This window comes from Thioalkalivibrio sp. ALJ7, from assembly GCF_000376865.1.
Classification (GTDB): domain Bacteria; phylum Pseudomonadota; class Gammaproteobacteria; order Ectothiorhodospirales; family Ectothiorhodospiraceae; genus Thioalkalivibrio.
In genome coordinates this window covers 1-14,849 of record NZ_AQXQ01000012.1, presented here as the reverse complement: position 1 = coordinate 14,849, position 14,849 = coordinate 1, and the positions used below count along the sequence as shown (strand labels likewise).

15 protein-coding genes and 1 pseudogene are annotated in these 14,849 nt (G+C 57.6%); 14 read left to right on the top strand and 2 right to left on the bottom strand.

Annotated features, from left to right (window positions below; all coding sequences use genetic code 11):
• Positions 1-92: 92 nt before the first annotated feature.
• The 14 genes and pseudogenes from D002_RS0108755 to D002_RS13860 all read left to right on the top strand — a co-directional run.
• Positions 93-1,331 (top strand): ribonucleotide-diphosphate reductase subunit beta, encoded by a 1,239-nt coding sequence (locus D002_RS0108755; RefSeq protein WP_018141542.1) that lies wholly within the window; start codon positions 93-95, stop codon positions 1,329-1,331.
• A gap of 188 nt (positions 1,332-1,519) precedes the next feature.
• Entirely contained in the window at positions 1,520-2,224 is a 705-nt protein-coding gene (locus tag D002_RS0108750) for a hypothetical protein (RefSeq protein ID WP_018141541.1), read from the top strand.
• A 95-nt stretch (positions 2,225-2,319) separates the two neighbouring features.
• Entirely contained in the window at positions 2,320-2,919 is a 600-nt protein-coding gene (locus D002_RS13545) for a DUF4145 domain-containing protein (RefSeq protein WP_081610847.1), read from the top strand.
• Positions 2,920-3,270: 351 nt separating this feature from the next.
• Entirely contained in the window at positions 3,271-3,912 is a 642-nt protein-coding gene (locus D002_RS13130; RefSeq protein WP_018141539.1) for a hypothetical protein, read from the top strand.
• 765 nt (positions 3,913-4,677) lie between these two features.
• Positions 4,678-5,154 (top strand): DUF6650 family protein, encoded by a 477-nt coding sequence (locus D002_RS13750; protein WP_155996178.1) that lies wholly within the window; start codon positions 4,678-4,680, stop codon positions 5,152-5,154.
• Between the two features lie 100 nt (positions 5,155-5,254).
• Positions 5,255-6,118 (top strand): hypothetical protein, encoded by an 864-nt coding sequence (locus tag D002_RS13745; protein ID WP_155996175.1) that lies wholly within the window; start codon positions 5,255-5,257, stop codon positions 6,116-6,118.
• Positions 6,119-6,545: 427 nt separating this feature from the next.
• On the top strand, positions 6,546-6,932 hold the full coding sequence (locus D002_RS0108730) for a hypothetical protein (protein WP_018141537.1): 387 nt from the start codon (positions 6,546-6,548) through the stop codon (positions 6,930-6,932).
• A gap of 237 nt (positions 6,933-7,169) precedes the next feature.
• The gene (locus tag D002_RS0108720) at positions 7,170-8,195 is read left to right on the top strand and encodes a transposase (RefSeq protein ID WP_018141535.1); all 1,026 of its coding nucleotides are present in this window, start codon (positions 7,170-7,172) and stop codon (positions 8,193-8,195) included.
• A 253-nt stretch (positions 8,196-8,448) separates the two neighbouring features.
• Entirely contained in the window at positions 8,449-9,015 is a 567-nt protein-coding gene (locus D002_RS0108715) for a hypothetical protein (protein ID WP_018141534.1), read from the top strand.
• 156 nt (positions 9,016-9,171) lie between these two features.
• Positions 9,172-9,909, top strand: coding sequence for a transposase (locus tag D002_RS0108710; protein WP_018141533.1), 738 nt, complete (start codon positions 9,172-9,174; stop codon positions 9,907-9,909).
• 298 nt (positions 9,910-10,207) lie between these two features.
• A complete protein-coding gene (locus D002_RS0108705) occupies positions 10,208-11,350 on the top strand; it encodes a hypothetical protein (protein ID WP_020404941.1) in 1,143 nt (380 codons plus the stop codon).
• Positions 11,351-11,369: 19 nt separating this feature from the next.
• Entirely contained in the window at positions 11,370-12,317 is a 948-nt protein-coding gene (locus D002_RS0108700) for a hypothetical protein (RefSeq protein ID WP_018141532.1), read from the top strand.
• 173 nt (positions 12,318-12,490) lie between these two features.
• The gene (locus D002_RS0108695) at positions 12,491-12,877 is read left to right on the top strand and encodes a hypothetical protein (protein WP_018141531.1); all 387 of its coding nucleotides are present in this window, start codon (positions 12,491-12,493) and stop codon (positions 12,875-12,877) included.
• Positions 12,878-13,002: 125 nt separating this feature from the next.
• A pseudogene (locus D002_RS13860) lies at positions 13,003-13,316 on the top strand (transposase); the annotation flags it as partial.
• 36 nt (positions 13,317-13,352) lie between these two features.
• Here D002_RS13860 and D002_RS0108690 read toward each other — a convergent pair.
• Both D002_RS0108690 and D002_RS0108685 read right to left on the bottom strand, forming a co-directional pair.
• Positions 13,353-14,102, bottom strand: coding sequence for a hypothetical protein (locus D002_RS0108690; RefSeq protein ID WP_018141530.1), 750 nt, complete (start codon positions 14,100-14,102; stop codon positions 13,353-13,355).
• A gap of 455 nt (positions 14,103-14,557) precedes the next feature.
• A partial coding sequence (locus D002_RS0108685; RefSeq protein ID WP_018139906.1) for an integrase core domain-containing protein occupies positions 14,558-14,849 on the bottom strand: 292 nt, incomplete at its 5' end.

Genomic DNA, 14,849 nt, shown 5'->3' with positions numbered 1-14,849 from the left:
GCACCGAATACACAGCACGCACCGATCACAACGCACTGAACAAAAGGCCCGGCCACCGCGCCGGGCCGCCACCGAACAGAAGAGGGGACACTATGCTTTCCTGGGACGATCCGATCGCAGCCATCAAAGGCGAAGGCCAGAAAGAACCCGCCGTCCGCCCCGGCATGGGCTTTCAGGAGAACGAAGCCCTGATGAGCACCGCTGGCGCCGCACCCAGCGTCTCGCCGGACCCGGAAAACGCCGGCCAGCCGCTGGCCGAGCCGAACGAAGACGCCCTGACCGGCACCGGTCTGGAAGACATCGAGATGGGTGCCGAGCGCATCCGCGTGGATGACAAGAAGATCATCAACTGCCACGCGGACCTCAACCAGCTCGTGCCCTTCAAGTACAAGTGGGCCTGGCAGAAGTACCTGGACGGCTGCGCCAACCACTGGATGCCGCAGGAAATCAACATGAACGCGGACATCGCCCTGTGGAAGGACCCGAATGGTCTGACCGAGGACGAGCGCACCATCGTCAAGCGCAACCTCGGCTTCTTCTCCACCGCCGACTCGCTGGTGGCGAACAACCTGGTGCTGGCCGTGTACCGCCACATCACCAACCCCGAGTGCCGCCAGTACCTGCTGCGCCAGGCCTTCGAGGAGGCGCTGCACACCCACGCCTACCAGTACTGCGTGGAATCCCTCGGCCTGGACGAAGGCGAGATCTTCAACATGTACCGCGAGGTGCCCTCCGTGGCCACCAAGGCGGAGTGGGCGCTGCCGTTCACCAAGCACCTGGCGGACCCGAACTTCCGCACCGGCACCCCGGAGGCGGACCAGAAGCTGCTGCGCGAGCTGATCGCCTTCTACGTCGTGTTCGAAGGGATCTTCTTCTACGTCGGCTTTGTGCAGATCCTCTCCATGGGCCGGCGCAACAAGATGACGGGCGTGGCCGAGCAGTTCCAGTACATCCTGCGCGACGAATCCATGCACATGAACTTCGGGATCGACGTGATCAACCAGATCAAGCTCGAGAACCCGCACCTGTGGACCGAAGACTTCAAGAACGAGATGCGTACGCTGATCTCGGATGCCGTCGAGCTGGAGGCGCAGTACGCGCGCGACACCATGCCGCGTGGCGTGCTCGGCATGAACGCCCAGATGTTCGAGGAATACCTGCACTTCATCGCCAACCGCCGCTGCGCCCAGATCGGCCTGGCCGAGCTGTACCCGGGGGCCGATAACCCGTTCCCGTGGATGAGCGAGGTGCTGGATCTGAAGAAGGAGAAGAACTTCTTTGAGACGCGGGTTACGGAGTATCAGACGGGTGGGGCGTTGAGCTGGGACTGACCCGGCGACGCAAGCCCAACCGAACGGAGCCAGGGAAATGGCTATGCAGAAACAAAAAAGGGCGCCGAAAGTCGGCGCCCTTTTTTGTGAGCTCGCTTCGGACATGAGAGGCAATGGGCAAGCTTTGACCCCGGTCCCGCCTTGCGGATTCTGTCCAATCCACTGTTATGCAGATATGGGATAGCTAGATGGAAAATCTGATTGCGTTCCTCAACCAAAACTCCGGTGCACTCACGGTCGCCTTTACCGGTGTTGTAACCTTCGCCACGGTAGTTTACGCGGTGCTCACGGCAATATTAGTTGCTGAAACCCGAAAGCTTCGGCAAGCGCAAACAGAGCCTCGAATAGAAATCACCGTTGACGCACTCGACTTCGCGGTGAATATAGTCCGCTTGTGCGTTCGAAACATCGGCGAGGGACCGGCGAAGAACGTCAAGTTCGAGCCCACGGTGGTCGAGGGAGGCGAGGTCGCAGAGGGCCTGCTAGAAGAATTTCTTTCTCCCAATTTTTTCAAAACGGGTCTTAGATATTTCGGCCCAGGCCAATCCCGCTTATCGGGGTACACCCAGACAAACAAACACTTCGAGGCTAAAGCAAGCTCTTCGCTATGTTTTAAAGTTGCGTACGAGAGCGTCACAAGCCAAAAATATGTGGAAGAGATAGTCGTCGACATGGCTGAGTTGCGCGGACGTTATCAGCTTGGTAAGCCGCACCTTTATTCTATTGCGAAAAGCATCGATAAGATCCAGAGAGACGTTCATCACATTACGACCGGCTTTAAGCGAATTGAAGTGGATAACTATGACCGGGATGATCGAGAGTGGGAGAGAAAGGAGTGGGAGGCATGGAAGCGCCAGGCAGTCGCCGAGATGGAACGCAATAAGGGTAACTAAATCGGAGGCTTGTGATCTCGCGTCGCGCACTTAGGCGTAGGGAAATCTGGAGATACAATAAGAGGAGACTATGATTTTTTGTATTAGGAGGCAATGTGCCTAGGCTTGAAAAAAATTTGATCATTGACAGGTGCCCGCATTGCTCTTTGGCTCATCCTAATTTATTTAAGAAAAGCGATGAGGTTACTAAGGATCACGCTGGCCAAATTGAAAGGCATTGGTTTTTTTATAGCTGTGGTGGATGTGGCGGAATAGTGATAGCGTGGGCGTTTGGGTCTGGCCAAGAAATTATAGAAATATTTCCTGAACCACAGAAGGTAGATGAGGATATACCCGAAAGACCTAGAGCATTTTTGGAGCAAGCCATCGCAAGCATTCATGCTCCGGCCGGCGCGATAATGCTTGCTGCGAGCGCCGTAGACTCAATGTTGAAAATTAAAGGGTATAAAGATTCCACCCTTAACGAGCGAATTGTACAAGCGGCTGATGATCATCTGATAACGAAGGAAATGGCATCTTGGGCGCATGAGGTTCGTTTAGACGCGAATGACCAGCGTCATGCCGATGACAATGCATTGCTCCCTACAGGAGACGATGCCAAGCGGGCTATTGAATTTACAAAAGCACTTGCGGAGTTTCTTTTTGTTCTTCCAGCTAAAGTGCAACGCGGAATGGAGCAAGCATCTAATAAATAAATCTTCAAGAGGTAAGAAGAAGACGCGCATTATCATCTAAATAAGGGGAGCAAGAAGACAAGGAAAGCGAGATGAGGACAACCATGATTTCTTGACGGTCTGAGGCGGGCTGTCTAGGTTTCAGGGGAGTGCATGGACCAGGGAGGGTCCGGAGAAAGAAAAAAGAAGATGACACCCATGATTTCTTGCTACGAAAAGGCACAGGGCCAATACGTGATTTATCATGTTCAGTATCGAGATGGATCAGATGTACATATTGCCTAACAAAGAGCTTCTGGCGGACAAATTTTCCGCTACGCTCCGAATTTGCCGCAGAGCTCGACGTTAGTCAATCAAAGGGAGATCGCTCTTTTGCTTGAAAACATCGGACTCATAGTCGCGTCATTCACCGCTATATACGGGGTCAACGAATGGCGGCGGCAATTGAAGGGGCGCCGCGAATACGAGCTGGCAGAAGAAGTCCTTACTTTGGTGTATGACTGCAGAGATCGCTTGCGGTCTATTAGAAGCCCGTTCTCCCATACAGGAGAGGGTTCAACTCGAAAGGCCGATAACAATGAAACACCCGAGCAGACGGAATTGCTAAACCGGGCCTACATAGTTTTTGAACGCTACGAACAACATAGAGACGTGTTTGCAGAGCTTTTTGCGCTTCGCTATCGATTCATGGCCGTGTTCGGCAAGGAGGCCGCAGAACCGTTAGAGAAATTCAGGCAATCACTGAACGAGGTTTTCGTTTCCGCAAATATGCTTCCTACCTATTGGTTGCGTCAGGGGCGTGTACAAATGGGGGAGGAGGAGTTTGAACGGCATCTCAAGGAGATGCATGAACATGAATCTGTATTTTGGGGTACTTTTTCAGAAAGGGATCACTTCAATGAAAAGATCGAGGGATTGGTTTCTGAAATTGAGAGTGTTTGTTCCAAGATAATTCGCCCTGACCCTGTTTTGCAAAGGTGTCGGAACCTTATGGCCAGGCGAGACAATGGCTAACCAAACGCGGCACTCGGATGCCCTTGCCTTCGGTTCGCTACCCCAAGGGCACCGGCGCGCTCCGCGTTAGGTGCTTTGAATCATGATCCATATCAGTACATGAAATAACGGGCTCGGACCACGGTAAGCCTCGGAAAGATCGAAGGAAAATGGTCTAGAAGGGGTGTAATTCGAGCTTATCGCGGGCATTTGGGCCAGGAAATGGGCCTTCCAGGGAGGGAAGCCATGCCACGGGCGAATCGCCATCACTTGCCGGGCCATGTCTGGCATATCACCCAGCGGTGCCATAAGCAGGGGTTTCTGCTGAAGTTCGCGCGCGACCGCCGGTTGTGGCGGTACTGGTTGTATCAGGCTCGGCGGCGCTACCAAATAGCGGGGTCGGACCACGGTAACCCACGGAAAGATCGAAGGAAAATGGTCTAGAACGGGTGTAATTGGAGCTTATCGCGGCCATTTTGGCGAGGAAATGGGTCTTCCAGGGAGGGAAGCCATGCCACGGGCGAATCGCCATCACTTGCCGGGCCATGTCTGGCATATCACGCACCGGTGCCATAAGCAGGAGTTTCTGCTGAAGTTCGCGCGCGACCGTCGGTTGTGGATCAACCGACCTCCTTGTTTATCCATGATTCGTTCATGGGTATGCTGCAGGAACAGCGGCTGCCAGAGCAAAGAATGGCGCCGCGAGAATCAGGTGCTATACAGATTCTGCATATCACCAATATGACAGATTCTGTCTAATCTACTGTTATGCATCAAGGAGGAAGATTGAAATTTAAGCGTATTCTTCAAAGTGTCACTGGTATTTCGGCCCCTATATTCGGGATACAGTGGACACCCCCACAATGGGCCAGCGATCTAGCAGAGGAAACGTTAGTTTACTTGTCCGACAAACGAGTTCTGTTCAATCGCTTTGACATGGAAGATGCCGGGCACTGTATCCAGAGTGTCATCAACATTCGCAATCATTTGGGCAGTCAAAGACAGAAACTCCAGGGGAATAAAGAGCTTGATAAGTCTCTAGCGGCGATGCAACGAGCATGTAGACGGTTTGTCGACTACGTAGGCCATCCCAAGTTTTCAGGGTTCGAAAAGCCGATCCAAGACAGCGTCCTTGAGAATGAACTACAAAGACTACGTTCTTCAATTGGTAAGCAGGTGGCTACTTTGAGCATATCTTTTGGCGTCGATGTCGAAGATGAACTTGCTTCTACTATTACGTTCAACAATCTCGATAATGCATAACAAGTCGCTCAAGTTCGTTCCACGCTTCGCGCTCCACCGGACGCGGTTAACGCCGCGCCGCTTAGCTTAGACGTTAGGCATAGCGAGGTAATCAGTCGAAGTGGAAACTAAAAAGCGTGAGTGGCATGGTGCTCATCACAATTGGAGTTATCACCCTCAAGCGTTTCGCTGGTCGGGCGAGATGATTGGCGGTATTAATTTACTTCCGATCGCAACAGATATGCGTGCCTGGATGCAGCAGCGAGGGCATTTGCCTCTTATGCCCGCTCAAGAATCACCAGAGAGAAGTGGCTTTACAAATCCCTATACGAAAAGTGGAGTTACTTTATCACTTCTTATGAGTAGAGTTATTAACTGCTCTTATGACTATGCGCACGGAGCTGATCCTAGCCATGATGAAGTAGATTCAGAAATCGAAAGGCTCCGTCTTTACAACGAAATACTTTTGTATTCTGCAAGGCTCTGTGAAGTTGCAATCAAGCAGCTTCTCTACTGCACACAGATACCTGAATCAAGATACGGAAGAATGACATTAGGTCAATTACTAGAAGCACCATGCCCAACCTGTAAACGAGAAAATGGTAAAGAACCTCATCTTGTTTCATTAGTTGGAACTTTGGCACATCCATATCATTTGTGCTTAGAGTTCGAGCATTGCGCGATGGACCATATGGATCTCGTGAATAAATTGAGAAACTCCCAAGCGGCTCACTCGGGCGTTCAAGAATTGAATATTAGAACGTCAGACGTTTCTAGATCGAAATTGCTGGAAGAGAGTAGCGACATACTTAACGGGTTTCTACATATGCTTTCTCACGTTGAGGGTCTTGAGCAAAATATGTTGCGGGACTTGGATGATAAAGCCATGGCCATCAATCGCCTTAAGATTAATGGCCTTAAACCCGAGGACTGTAACTTTAATTTGGTTCCGGGTGAAAAATTTGTATTTCATCCAGAGCAATAATATGCCTAACAATCGCAGGCACGGGGACATAATTTCTGCTGCGCTACAATTTGGAAATAACGGGGTGGGACCACGGTAACGCACGGAAGAACCATTGACGGAAGAACGGGACACCCATGATTTCTTGACGGTTCAAGATCCGTTCTGCCGCTTCGCCAGCAGGTCCATCATCGCGCGCACCAGCTGCCACTGGCCGAGGAATCCCACGCCGTGCGGGTCGATGTGGAGACGCAATAACGGGGTTGGACCACGGTAACCCTCGGAAATATAGAAGGAACATGGTCGAGAAAGGGTGTAATAGCAGCTTATCGCGGCCATTTTGGCCAGGAAATGGGCCTTCCAGGGAGGGAAGCCTTGCCACGGGCGAATGGTTATTGTTTGTTCACTTTTGTGCAGAGCGCGGCGTTGGGCCGTATGAGGGTGAGCAGTGATCTCCGAAGCGAAAAACGCGGACCTGATCGGCAAGTGGTTGCGACACATTCAGTCGGAAGAGACCGAAGAGGCGTTCGTCTTTCTGGTTGGGCGGAGTGCAGCACTTGTCGGCTACGAATGTTTTCCGGAGGCAAAGGGCGATGTTCGAGACTTCCGGTTCTACCGAGACGGGACAAGAGAGCAGCCATTCGCGTTCATCGTCAATAGAAAATGGCTTTTGTTCTACTTCCGGGCGCCCGCCGTACAAGGAGGAGCATACGGTTTTAAGCATCTTCAGGCCGAGTTCGATTCGGCGGCTGAGAACACTGCCGGGGAGTGGACCGTGAAAATCCGCAGCCTCTGTGACGCGAAGCGTCTGTGGAGGCTCCTTGCTCTGCAGTAGCCGGATGGAAGAAGAGGACACCCATGATTTCTTGACGGTCTGAGTCGGGCTGTCTAGGTTTGTGGGGGAGTGCATGGACCAGGGAGGGTCCGGAGATGACGCGAGCCAGGAAGGAGCTCGTCTCGGTCGAGACGACGCCGTATCGGATGGAAGAAGAGGACACCCATGATTTCTTGACGGTCTGAGTCGGGCTGTCTAGGTTTGTGGGGGAGTGCATGGACCAGGGAGGGTCCGGAGATGACGCGAGCCAGGAAGGAGCTCGTCTCGGTCGAGACGACGCCGTATTACCACTGTATTTGTCGCTGTGTGCGCCGCGCGTTCCTGTGCGGCGAGGATTCCTATTCGGGCAAGAACTACGAGCACCGGCGCGGCTGGGTGCTGGAGCGCCTGCGCGAGCTGCAGGGCGTGTTCGCGGTGGGTTTGTGCGCGTACGCGGTGATGTCGAACCACTACCACCTGGTGGTGCGGCTGGATTCGGATCGCGCGGCGGGATGGAGCGAAGGCGAGGTGATGGAGCGCTGGGCGCGGCTGTTCTCGCTGCCGGTTCTGGTAGCCCGGTATCGGGCGGGGCAGACGAAGACGGTCGCGGAGCGCGAGCGGGCGCAGGTGCAGATTGCCGAGTGGCGGGATCGGCTGCAAGACCTGTCCTGGTTCATGCGCAGCCTGAACGAACATCTGGCGCGGCGGGCGAATGCGGAGGATGGCTGCAAGGGCCGCTTCTGGGAAGGCCGCTACAAGAGCCAGGCGCTGCTGGACGACGCGGCCGTGCTGACCTGCATGAGCTACGTGGATCTGAACCCAGTGCGCGCGGGGATGGCGGATACGCCGGAGGCCTCCGATTTCACCTCGATCCAGCAGCGCATCCGGGCACTGGCTCGTAAGGATCAGGGGCATGAAGGTCCGGCGGGTGAGGGAGACGAGCCTCGCCTGACCGTATTGGGGCGGGAAGGCGACGATCCACATGGCAATGCGGTGGCCTTTACTACGGAGGACTACCTGGAACTGGTGGACTGGACCGGGCGCGCGATCCGCGAGGACAAGCCCGGGGCGATCCCGGAATCCATTCCGCCGATCCTGGAACGTCTGCGAATCGATCCAGTGCATTTCCTGCGGCATGTCGGAAGGGGGAAAAGGTCGCACCATGTAGCGGCCCTGGGCCACGTGGATCGTTTTCGCGAGGCGGTGAAGCAGCTCGGCCGTTGCAGCATCAAGGGTGTGGGGATATCGGGCCGCATGTTTCTGGCGCCAGCCGGTTGTCGCTGAACCATTGCGGTTTCAGGGGAGGTGTGGAGCCAAGAAGGGGACACCCCTGATTTCTTGACGGTCTGAGGCGGGCTGTGTAGGTGTGTGATGTTTATTGTAGGATTTCTTTTGCAAGCGTACGTTGCGACCAGGGTGCTTGATGCGGCTATGAAGTGAAGAAAAGAAATAGAGAGGAGAAAGGAGCGACGAGGACGCCTAAGATATCTCTTGTCGTCGTTAGGAGTTAGTCGATCAAAGGATAGGGAGGTCGAGTATGAAAGGGAGTATTTCGCAAGCGAGCAGCGACTTGGTGAAGGAGTTAAAGAAGGATTGGATTCTCTTTGGTTTGTTTGGGCTTTCGGTAGGGGCTCTCTATGCGCTGCATGATCCGTTACAACGTCTGGGAGCAATGGGAGGTAATGCCTTAGCGCAGGATCTTTTCGAAGGAGTATTTTCGTTCGTCCCATTTTCCGTGTTGTTCTTCTTCTTTCTGGCTTTGGGATCGTTCAGTAGTTTTCTTATCTCGATTGGTTTTGGTCGGTTCAGATTAGATGGTGCTGTCGATCACGTTCGAGATCGCCTGACTCAGATTATGAGTTCGATGTTGGCATTTTCCGTTGGACTGGGAGGCGTTGCTTTAACTCATTCGATCTTTAGTGTTAGTCCGTCGGGGCTAGTTCTGGTCGCCGCATTAGGTGTCCTGATCGCGATTATGTTATGCGCGTATTTTCTTTCTGTGGTGGTTTCACGGCGTGAGAAGCCGTTTGATACTTGGTGGGGCGCTGTTATATTGTTTGTGGTTGCGCTCTGGGCGATTGGATTTATTGTTTATAACAAATGACAGGTAAAAGGGAAAGAAGCACGTCTGAGCAGTAAATAGCGGGGTCGGACCACGGTAATCCGCGGAAATATCGAAGGAAAATGGTCGAGAAAGGGTGTAATTCGAGCTTATAGCGGCCATTTCGGCTAGGAAATGGGTCTTCCAGGGAGGGAAGCCATGCCACGGGCGAATCGCCATCACTTGCCGGGCCATGTCTGGCATATCACGCACCGGTGCCATAAGCAGGAGTTTCTGCTGAAGTTCGCTCGCGACCGCCGGTTGTGGCGGTACTGGCTGTATCAGGCTCGGCGGCGCTACGGGCTGTGTGTGTTGAACTACATCGTGACGTCCAACCACGTGCATCTGCTGGTGCGGGATGAGGGCCGTAGCGAGATCCCGCGGGCCATGCAGTTGATCGCGGGGCGGGTCGGGCAAGCGTACAACCGGCGCAAGGGCCGGAAGGGCGCGTTTTGGGAGGACCGCTACCACGCCACGGCGGTAGAGACTGGCACCCATCTGGCGCGTTGTCTGGTGTACATCGACCTGAACATGGTCCGGGCGGGGGTGGTGCAGCATCCGCGCGAGTGGGAGGCCAGCGGTTATCGAGAGATCCAGGACCCTCCGGATCGGTACCGCGTGATTGACCAGCAAGCGCTACAGGAGTCACTGGAGATCGGTTCATTGCCAGAGCTGAGGCAATGTCATCGAATGTGGGTAGACGATGCGCTTGCGTCGGATTGTCCCAGTCGGGACAACCGCTGGACCACGTCGGTAGCCGTGGGTAGTCGGCCGTATGTGGAAGAAGTGCAGAAGGCATTGGGGATACGCTCGCCGGGGCGCGAGGTGAAAGAGTTGGGGGATACGGCGTGCGTTCGGGAGGATGCTGCGGGTTATGCCATGGACGGGCGGTTTTGACCATGAAAATGGCCGATAAGGTGTCCATGGACGGGTTCTGGATTGACAATACGATTTGAAACAGTTACGTAGCGAGGTCCGACCCCGATCTTTCAGGTCTGCTGGTCTTTCTGATCCTCGAGGCCGACGTCATGCTGTAGTCTCGCCCCCGACGATGACTCCCGCCACGCGCCGCTTTGACCCCGTCCACGGCTTCGCCTAATCTCCCGATTGGGTGGCGATCCTTCGGGATCGGTGGCGAACATACCGGAATGGATCCGAATGGGCCGCGACCACCCGAAAGGGAGGAACCCGCCCCATGCCGCTGCGCATGCCCGGCTTGATCGCCAGACTCGGCCCATGGCTTCGCCCCGGCCTGCTCGGACTGGGGGGCCTGCTTTGCCTGCCCGCCGTGGCCTCCGTGGCCCCGGAGCCGCTGCCCGACAACCGGGGCGCCTATCTCTCGCCCTATACGGCTCAGGGGGATCTCGCCGGCTGGGTCGACGAGGCCGTGGGCGAATCCTCCCGCGACATCGCGGGTCTCGCCGGGCGGCTGCTGCAGACCGCCGCAACGGCCTATGGCGCGCAGCAGACGCATCGCATGAGCGGCCTGCTGGATCACGCCAGCCGCACCTCCGGTGTCCGGGCGATGGATTTCGGCAGCGCCCTGGCCGCCGCCACCGAGCCCGGCCGTACCCCCGCCGGCGGGCTGGAACAGGTCACCGCGATCCTCGGCGAGCTGGGCCGGCACGGGCTGGTGGGCGAGCGTGCCGGGCATCAGGTGCGCCAGCTCGAGCGCGTGCTGGAGGACCCGGAAGCCGCCGTGCGCGACGAGCTCGAACGCCTGCAGATCGGATCGCGCGATGTCGCCGGGGTCTTGCGGGATCTCGAGCGCCTGCCACACGGACAGCGCCAGGACGTCCTGCGTGCGCTGGGCGACGACACCGCCCCGGCGCTCGAACTCCTGCTGGACGCGGGGTATCAGCGCCTGGACCGCGAGATCCGCGAGCTCGCCCGGCCTCGTGGCGCCTCGGCCAGTGCCACCGGCAGCCTCTTTGGCCTGCTGGCGCGCGATGGCAATGCCGGCCTGTTCGGCGCCGGCGAGGTCCTGCAGCGCCAGTTGGGCGATCACGCCCTGCGTCAGGGGGCCGACCTGGGGATGGGCTTCTTCGCCCTGTTCGACGGCCTGTCGCAGACCCACCGCCAGCTCGAGCTGACCCCGGAGCGCATGGTGCGCTACCGCCAGGCCGCCGACCGCTCCTTCGACGATCTCGACAGCCTGCTGGTGCACACCATGGTGCACTACCGCACCCGGCGCGACTTCGCCCGCGCCAGCGAGGCCGTGATGCTCCTCTACCCCGAGGCGCGCCCGCGCATGGACGCCGCCCATCGCGTGGCGGGCGACATCATCACCGCCGAATGGCACCGCATGCAGCAACGCATGGACCTGCAATGGCAGTAAACCCACGGAGAACCGACTGATGCGCACCCACCCGACACGCACCCACTTCCTTGCTCTGGGCCTGGCCCTGACCCTCGGCATGGCCACCTCGGCCGCCCACGCCACCCCGGGCGCCGACCGCCAGTTCGACCGCAACATCCAGGCGGTGGACACGGCCCTGCTGGAGCCCGGCACCCGCGCGCTGCTGGATACCTATGGCAGCGAACGCGGCTCGCGCGAGACGCGGCAGATCAGCCGCGAGGCCCTGCCGGGACGCGGGGCCACGCAATGCGCCTGGGACGACCGCTACCGCGCCATGGCCAACCTCGAAACGCCGGCCGAGGTCATCTTTACCCGCGCCCTGGTCACCAACAAGGGACGCGGCTCGGTGGACCTGGGCTTTGACCGCTTCGAACTGCATGCTGACGGCGCCTGCCCGGATGCGGTCGAAAACGGCCCCGTCAGCTTCTGGATGACCTGGTACCAGAACCACCAGGCCATGGAGCCGGCGGCCGTCTCCAGCATCGAGGAGGCGCGCCGGTTGTACGCCGCCTCCGCCATGGACAGCAGCATGAAGATGGTCATGCGCCTCGACGGCGAGATGCAGGATGGCCAGCCCCACGGTCGCTTCCGGCTGATCCAGACCAATCACACCCCCGAGATGCAGGGCATGCGCGGCGGTAATGTCAGCAGCCATGCGCTGGGTTATGTCGAGTTCGAGGCCGGCGAGCGGATCCGGCGGCTGATCGTGACCGAGATGGCCCACGGCGCCACCCTGGTCTACCTGGAACAACCCCACGGCGACGCGCACACGCTCAACTACTGGGTCCTGCACGGGGCCGGCATGCACATGGGCGACCATTACCCGACCAACGCCGCGGGCGAGATCGACGGCCGCTTCGTCCGCCTGCGCAGCAACGAGAATCCGGCGGAGACCAGCACCTGTGTGCGCGGCAATCTGCCCGCCGCCGCCACCGCCTGCGACTAGCCCGTCGAACCCGGTGTGGGCAGCCGGCCCGCACCGGACACCCGCAGAAGAAGAGACAAGAAGGGGACGAAAGCGGGAAAGGAGAGGGCATCCATGATTTCTTCTTCTAGACTCCGTGGGGGGACCATTTGGTCTCGAGGCAAGCCCGTTGCAGGACGGGAAGGAGGCAGGTCATGCGCATGGCGAAGTCCGAAGTGCCCGAGGTGTTCAGCGCACCGGGGGCAGTCGCGCGTCAGGCCCTGGAGTTCGGCGACGCAACCGATTACACGCAGATGACGGGGGAGTACTTCTCGCTGGAGGCGGGCACCGACATCACCCCGCTGCTCCACGGCTTGAAGGAGGACCTCTGCCAGTCACCCCACTGGGGTTACATGATTCAGGGCCGCCTGATCATGACGTACGGGGATGGTAGCGAGGAGGCCGTATCCGGTGAGGATCTCTTCTACTGGCCTCCCGGGCACACCCTCCGGGTGGAAGAGGACGCCGAGATCATACTCTTCAGTCCGCAGCATGAGCACTGCGAGACCCTGAACCACCTGAAGAAGCAGCTCGAAAGCTGATCTTCCCTTACCGGTGGCAAAGCAGAAGAGGACAAAGCAGAAGAGCAAGCAGAAGAGGACACCCAAGATTTCTAGGCGGGCTGTCTAGGTGTGTTGGGGGTGCATGGACCAGGGAAGGTCCGGAGATGACGCGCGCCAGAATGGAGCGCGTCTCGGTCGAGATGACGCCGTATTACCCCTGGATCTGTCGCTGTGTACGCCGTGCGTTGCTGTACGGCGTGGCTTTCTGGTGAGGTTAGAACGATGAGCACTGGCGTGGCTGATCTCGGTGCGGGGGGTTGTAGCCTGGTACCGAGCGGGCCAGGTTGCCAGGTGGCAGGCACGCTTGCACAGGCTGTGCTGGTTAATGCGCAGGCCTGAACGAACAAATGGCGCGGAGGAGGAATACGGAGGATGGTTGCGGGGCCGCTTCTGGGAAAGCCGTTACAAGAGCCAGAGCCGACGAAGAGGACCCCGCATGACCTTTGAGCTCCCGTTAAGTCTCCCGCGCGGGTTCAATGTGGTTGTTTCTCCTCGGTCGCCCGCGAAACATGTAGGCAGCGGAGAACATGGCCATCAGACCCGCAATCATGAGGGCCAGGCTACCAGGGAGCGGGACCGCCACAGGATCATCCTCGGTGAGGTCCCAGAAAGTCGTTGTCATCCCCCATTCCGAGCTTGGCACTCCGGGGTCGTCATCATCGCGAGTTCGTCCCCGCCACATGTGTTCGGTGCTTTCTTCGTGCGCCGTTGACTGAAAGTTGGCCCAATCCCCCTCATGGGTGAGCTCGCCATCGGCACGGATATCGATCAGTAGGTTGCCGTCGCTGGGGTCGTAGTAGAACGTTTCGCCACTGATGGTAAATGGGTGATCGTTACTGCCATCCAGAGTCAGATCGGTAAAGTAATGGTCCACTTCTCCGAAATTGTCTTCCAGCGGAAGGTTGGTATCGGCGGGGTCGGCGTCGGTGATCGAGAAACGTATGTCGAACGATCCGCTGACCAGATTGCCCTGTCCTGCCACCGACCAGAATCCGAACGCATCGATGTTAAGGGGCTCGGAGAACAGTTCCGCTCCGTAGATGTATTGCGTCTGTTGCGCCAGATCGCAGCCGAAAGGAATGCAATTCAGTCCGTCGAGCTCTTCGCCAACATTAATCGGTGCGGCAGAGGCGGTACTCGACAGGAACGCACCCGGTACGGAGAGCGCTATCGCGAACAGTGTGGGTGCCTTCCAGCGTTTCATTGAGATCATCTTGGGAACCCCGCTACATTTCTACCGTAAGCCTATGTTTCTCAGAGCAAATGATGTGCCATTTAGTGGGGGTGTCGCTGAGAGGCGCCCATGACGGGTGTTTGGCGGTGCTTACGTGTCTCGTGACCGGAGCGGCCAAGATGGGCATCGAGGTAAGTGTAAATCCAGCTTTACGCCGATCGGCCTTCATCAGCCTTGGTCCCGGCGAGCGCGTAAAAAATATTGACACCCGGCGCGCCCGGCGCGGAAGGAACAGGGTGAGAAAAAGGAGAAAAGGGCACCCATGATCTCGTTGCGGCAAACTCGGGCGCATTTCCTTTCCCTCGAGGACTCCATGACCCGAACACTGTTGCTGATCGTCCTCTTCTATACGTCGTCGGTATGGGCGGAGTCGCCGGAGCCGATGGTCCCGGCTGACTATTACGATTTCGTGTTCGCGACCGAGCCTAGGTGTGGAGTCTCACAAGGTTGTCCTCAGGTAGCCCGAGGACGCTGATGGGTGGCTGTTTGTTCAGGCTACCGTGTGGGCGGTGCCAGTTGTAGTCATGGATCCACCGGGGCAGGTGGCGTTTGCGCTCCTCCGAGGTGGCATAGGTGAAGGCGTAGGCCCACTCGCGCAGGGCGGTCTGGATGAAGCGCTCCGCCTTGCCGTTGGTTCGCGGCGTATAGGGCCGTGTCCGGCGATGACGGATGCCCAGCCGACGGCAGGCCTGGCTGAACGCCCGGGCGTGATAGCAG

Coding starts and splice junctions, on each gene's coding strand:
- D002_RS0108755 (WP_018141542.1), top strand. CDS start 93: ATGCTTTCCTGGGACGATCCGATCGCAGCCATCAAAGGCGAAGGCCAG.
- D002_RS0108750 (WP_018141541.1), top strand. CDS start 1,520: ATGGAAAATCTGATTGCGTTCCTCAACCAAAACTCCGGTGCACTCACG.
- D002_RS0108720 (WP_018141535.1), top strand. CDS start 7,170: ATGACGCGAGCCAGGAAGGAGCTCGTCTCGGTCGAGACGACGCCGTAT.
- D002_RS0108715 (WP_018141534.1), top strand. CDS start 8,449: ATGAAAGGGAGTATTTCGCAAGCGAGCAGCGACTTGGTGAAGGAGTTA.
- D002_RS0108710 (WP_018141533.1), top strand. CDS start 9,172: ATGCCACGGGCGAATCGCCATCACTTGCCGGGCCATGTCTGGCATATC.
- D002_RS0108705 (WP_020404941.1), top strand. CDS start 10,208: ATGCCGCTGCGCATGCCCGGCTTGATCGCCAGACTCGGCCCATGGCTT.
- D002_RS0108700 (WP_018141532.1), top strand. CDS start 11,370: ATGCGCACCCACCCGACACGCACCCACTTCCTTGCTCTGGGCCTGGCC.
- D002_RS0108695 (WP_018141531.1), top strand. CDS start 12,491: ATGCGCATGGCGAAGTCCGAAGTGCCCGAGGTGTTCAGCGCACCGGGG.
- D002_RS0108690 (WP_018141530.1), bottom strand. CDS start 14,102: ATGAAACGCTGGAAGGCACCCACACTGTTCGCGATAGCGCTCTCCGTA.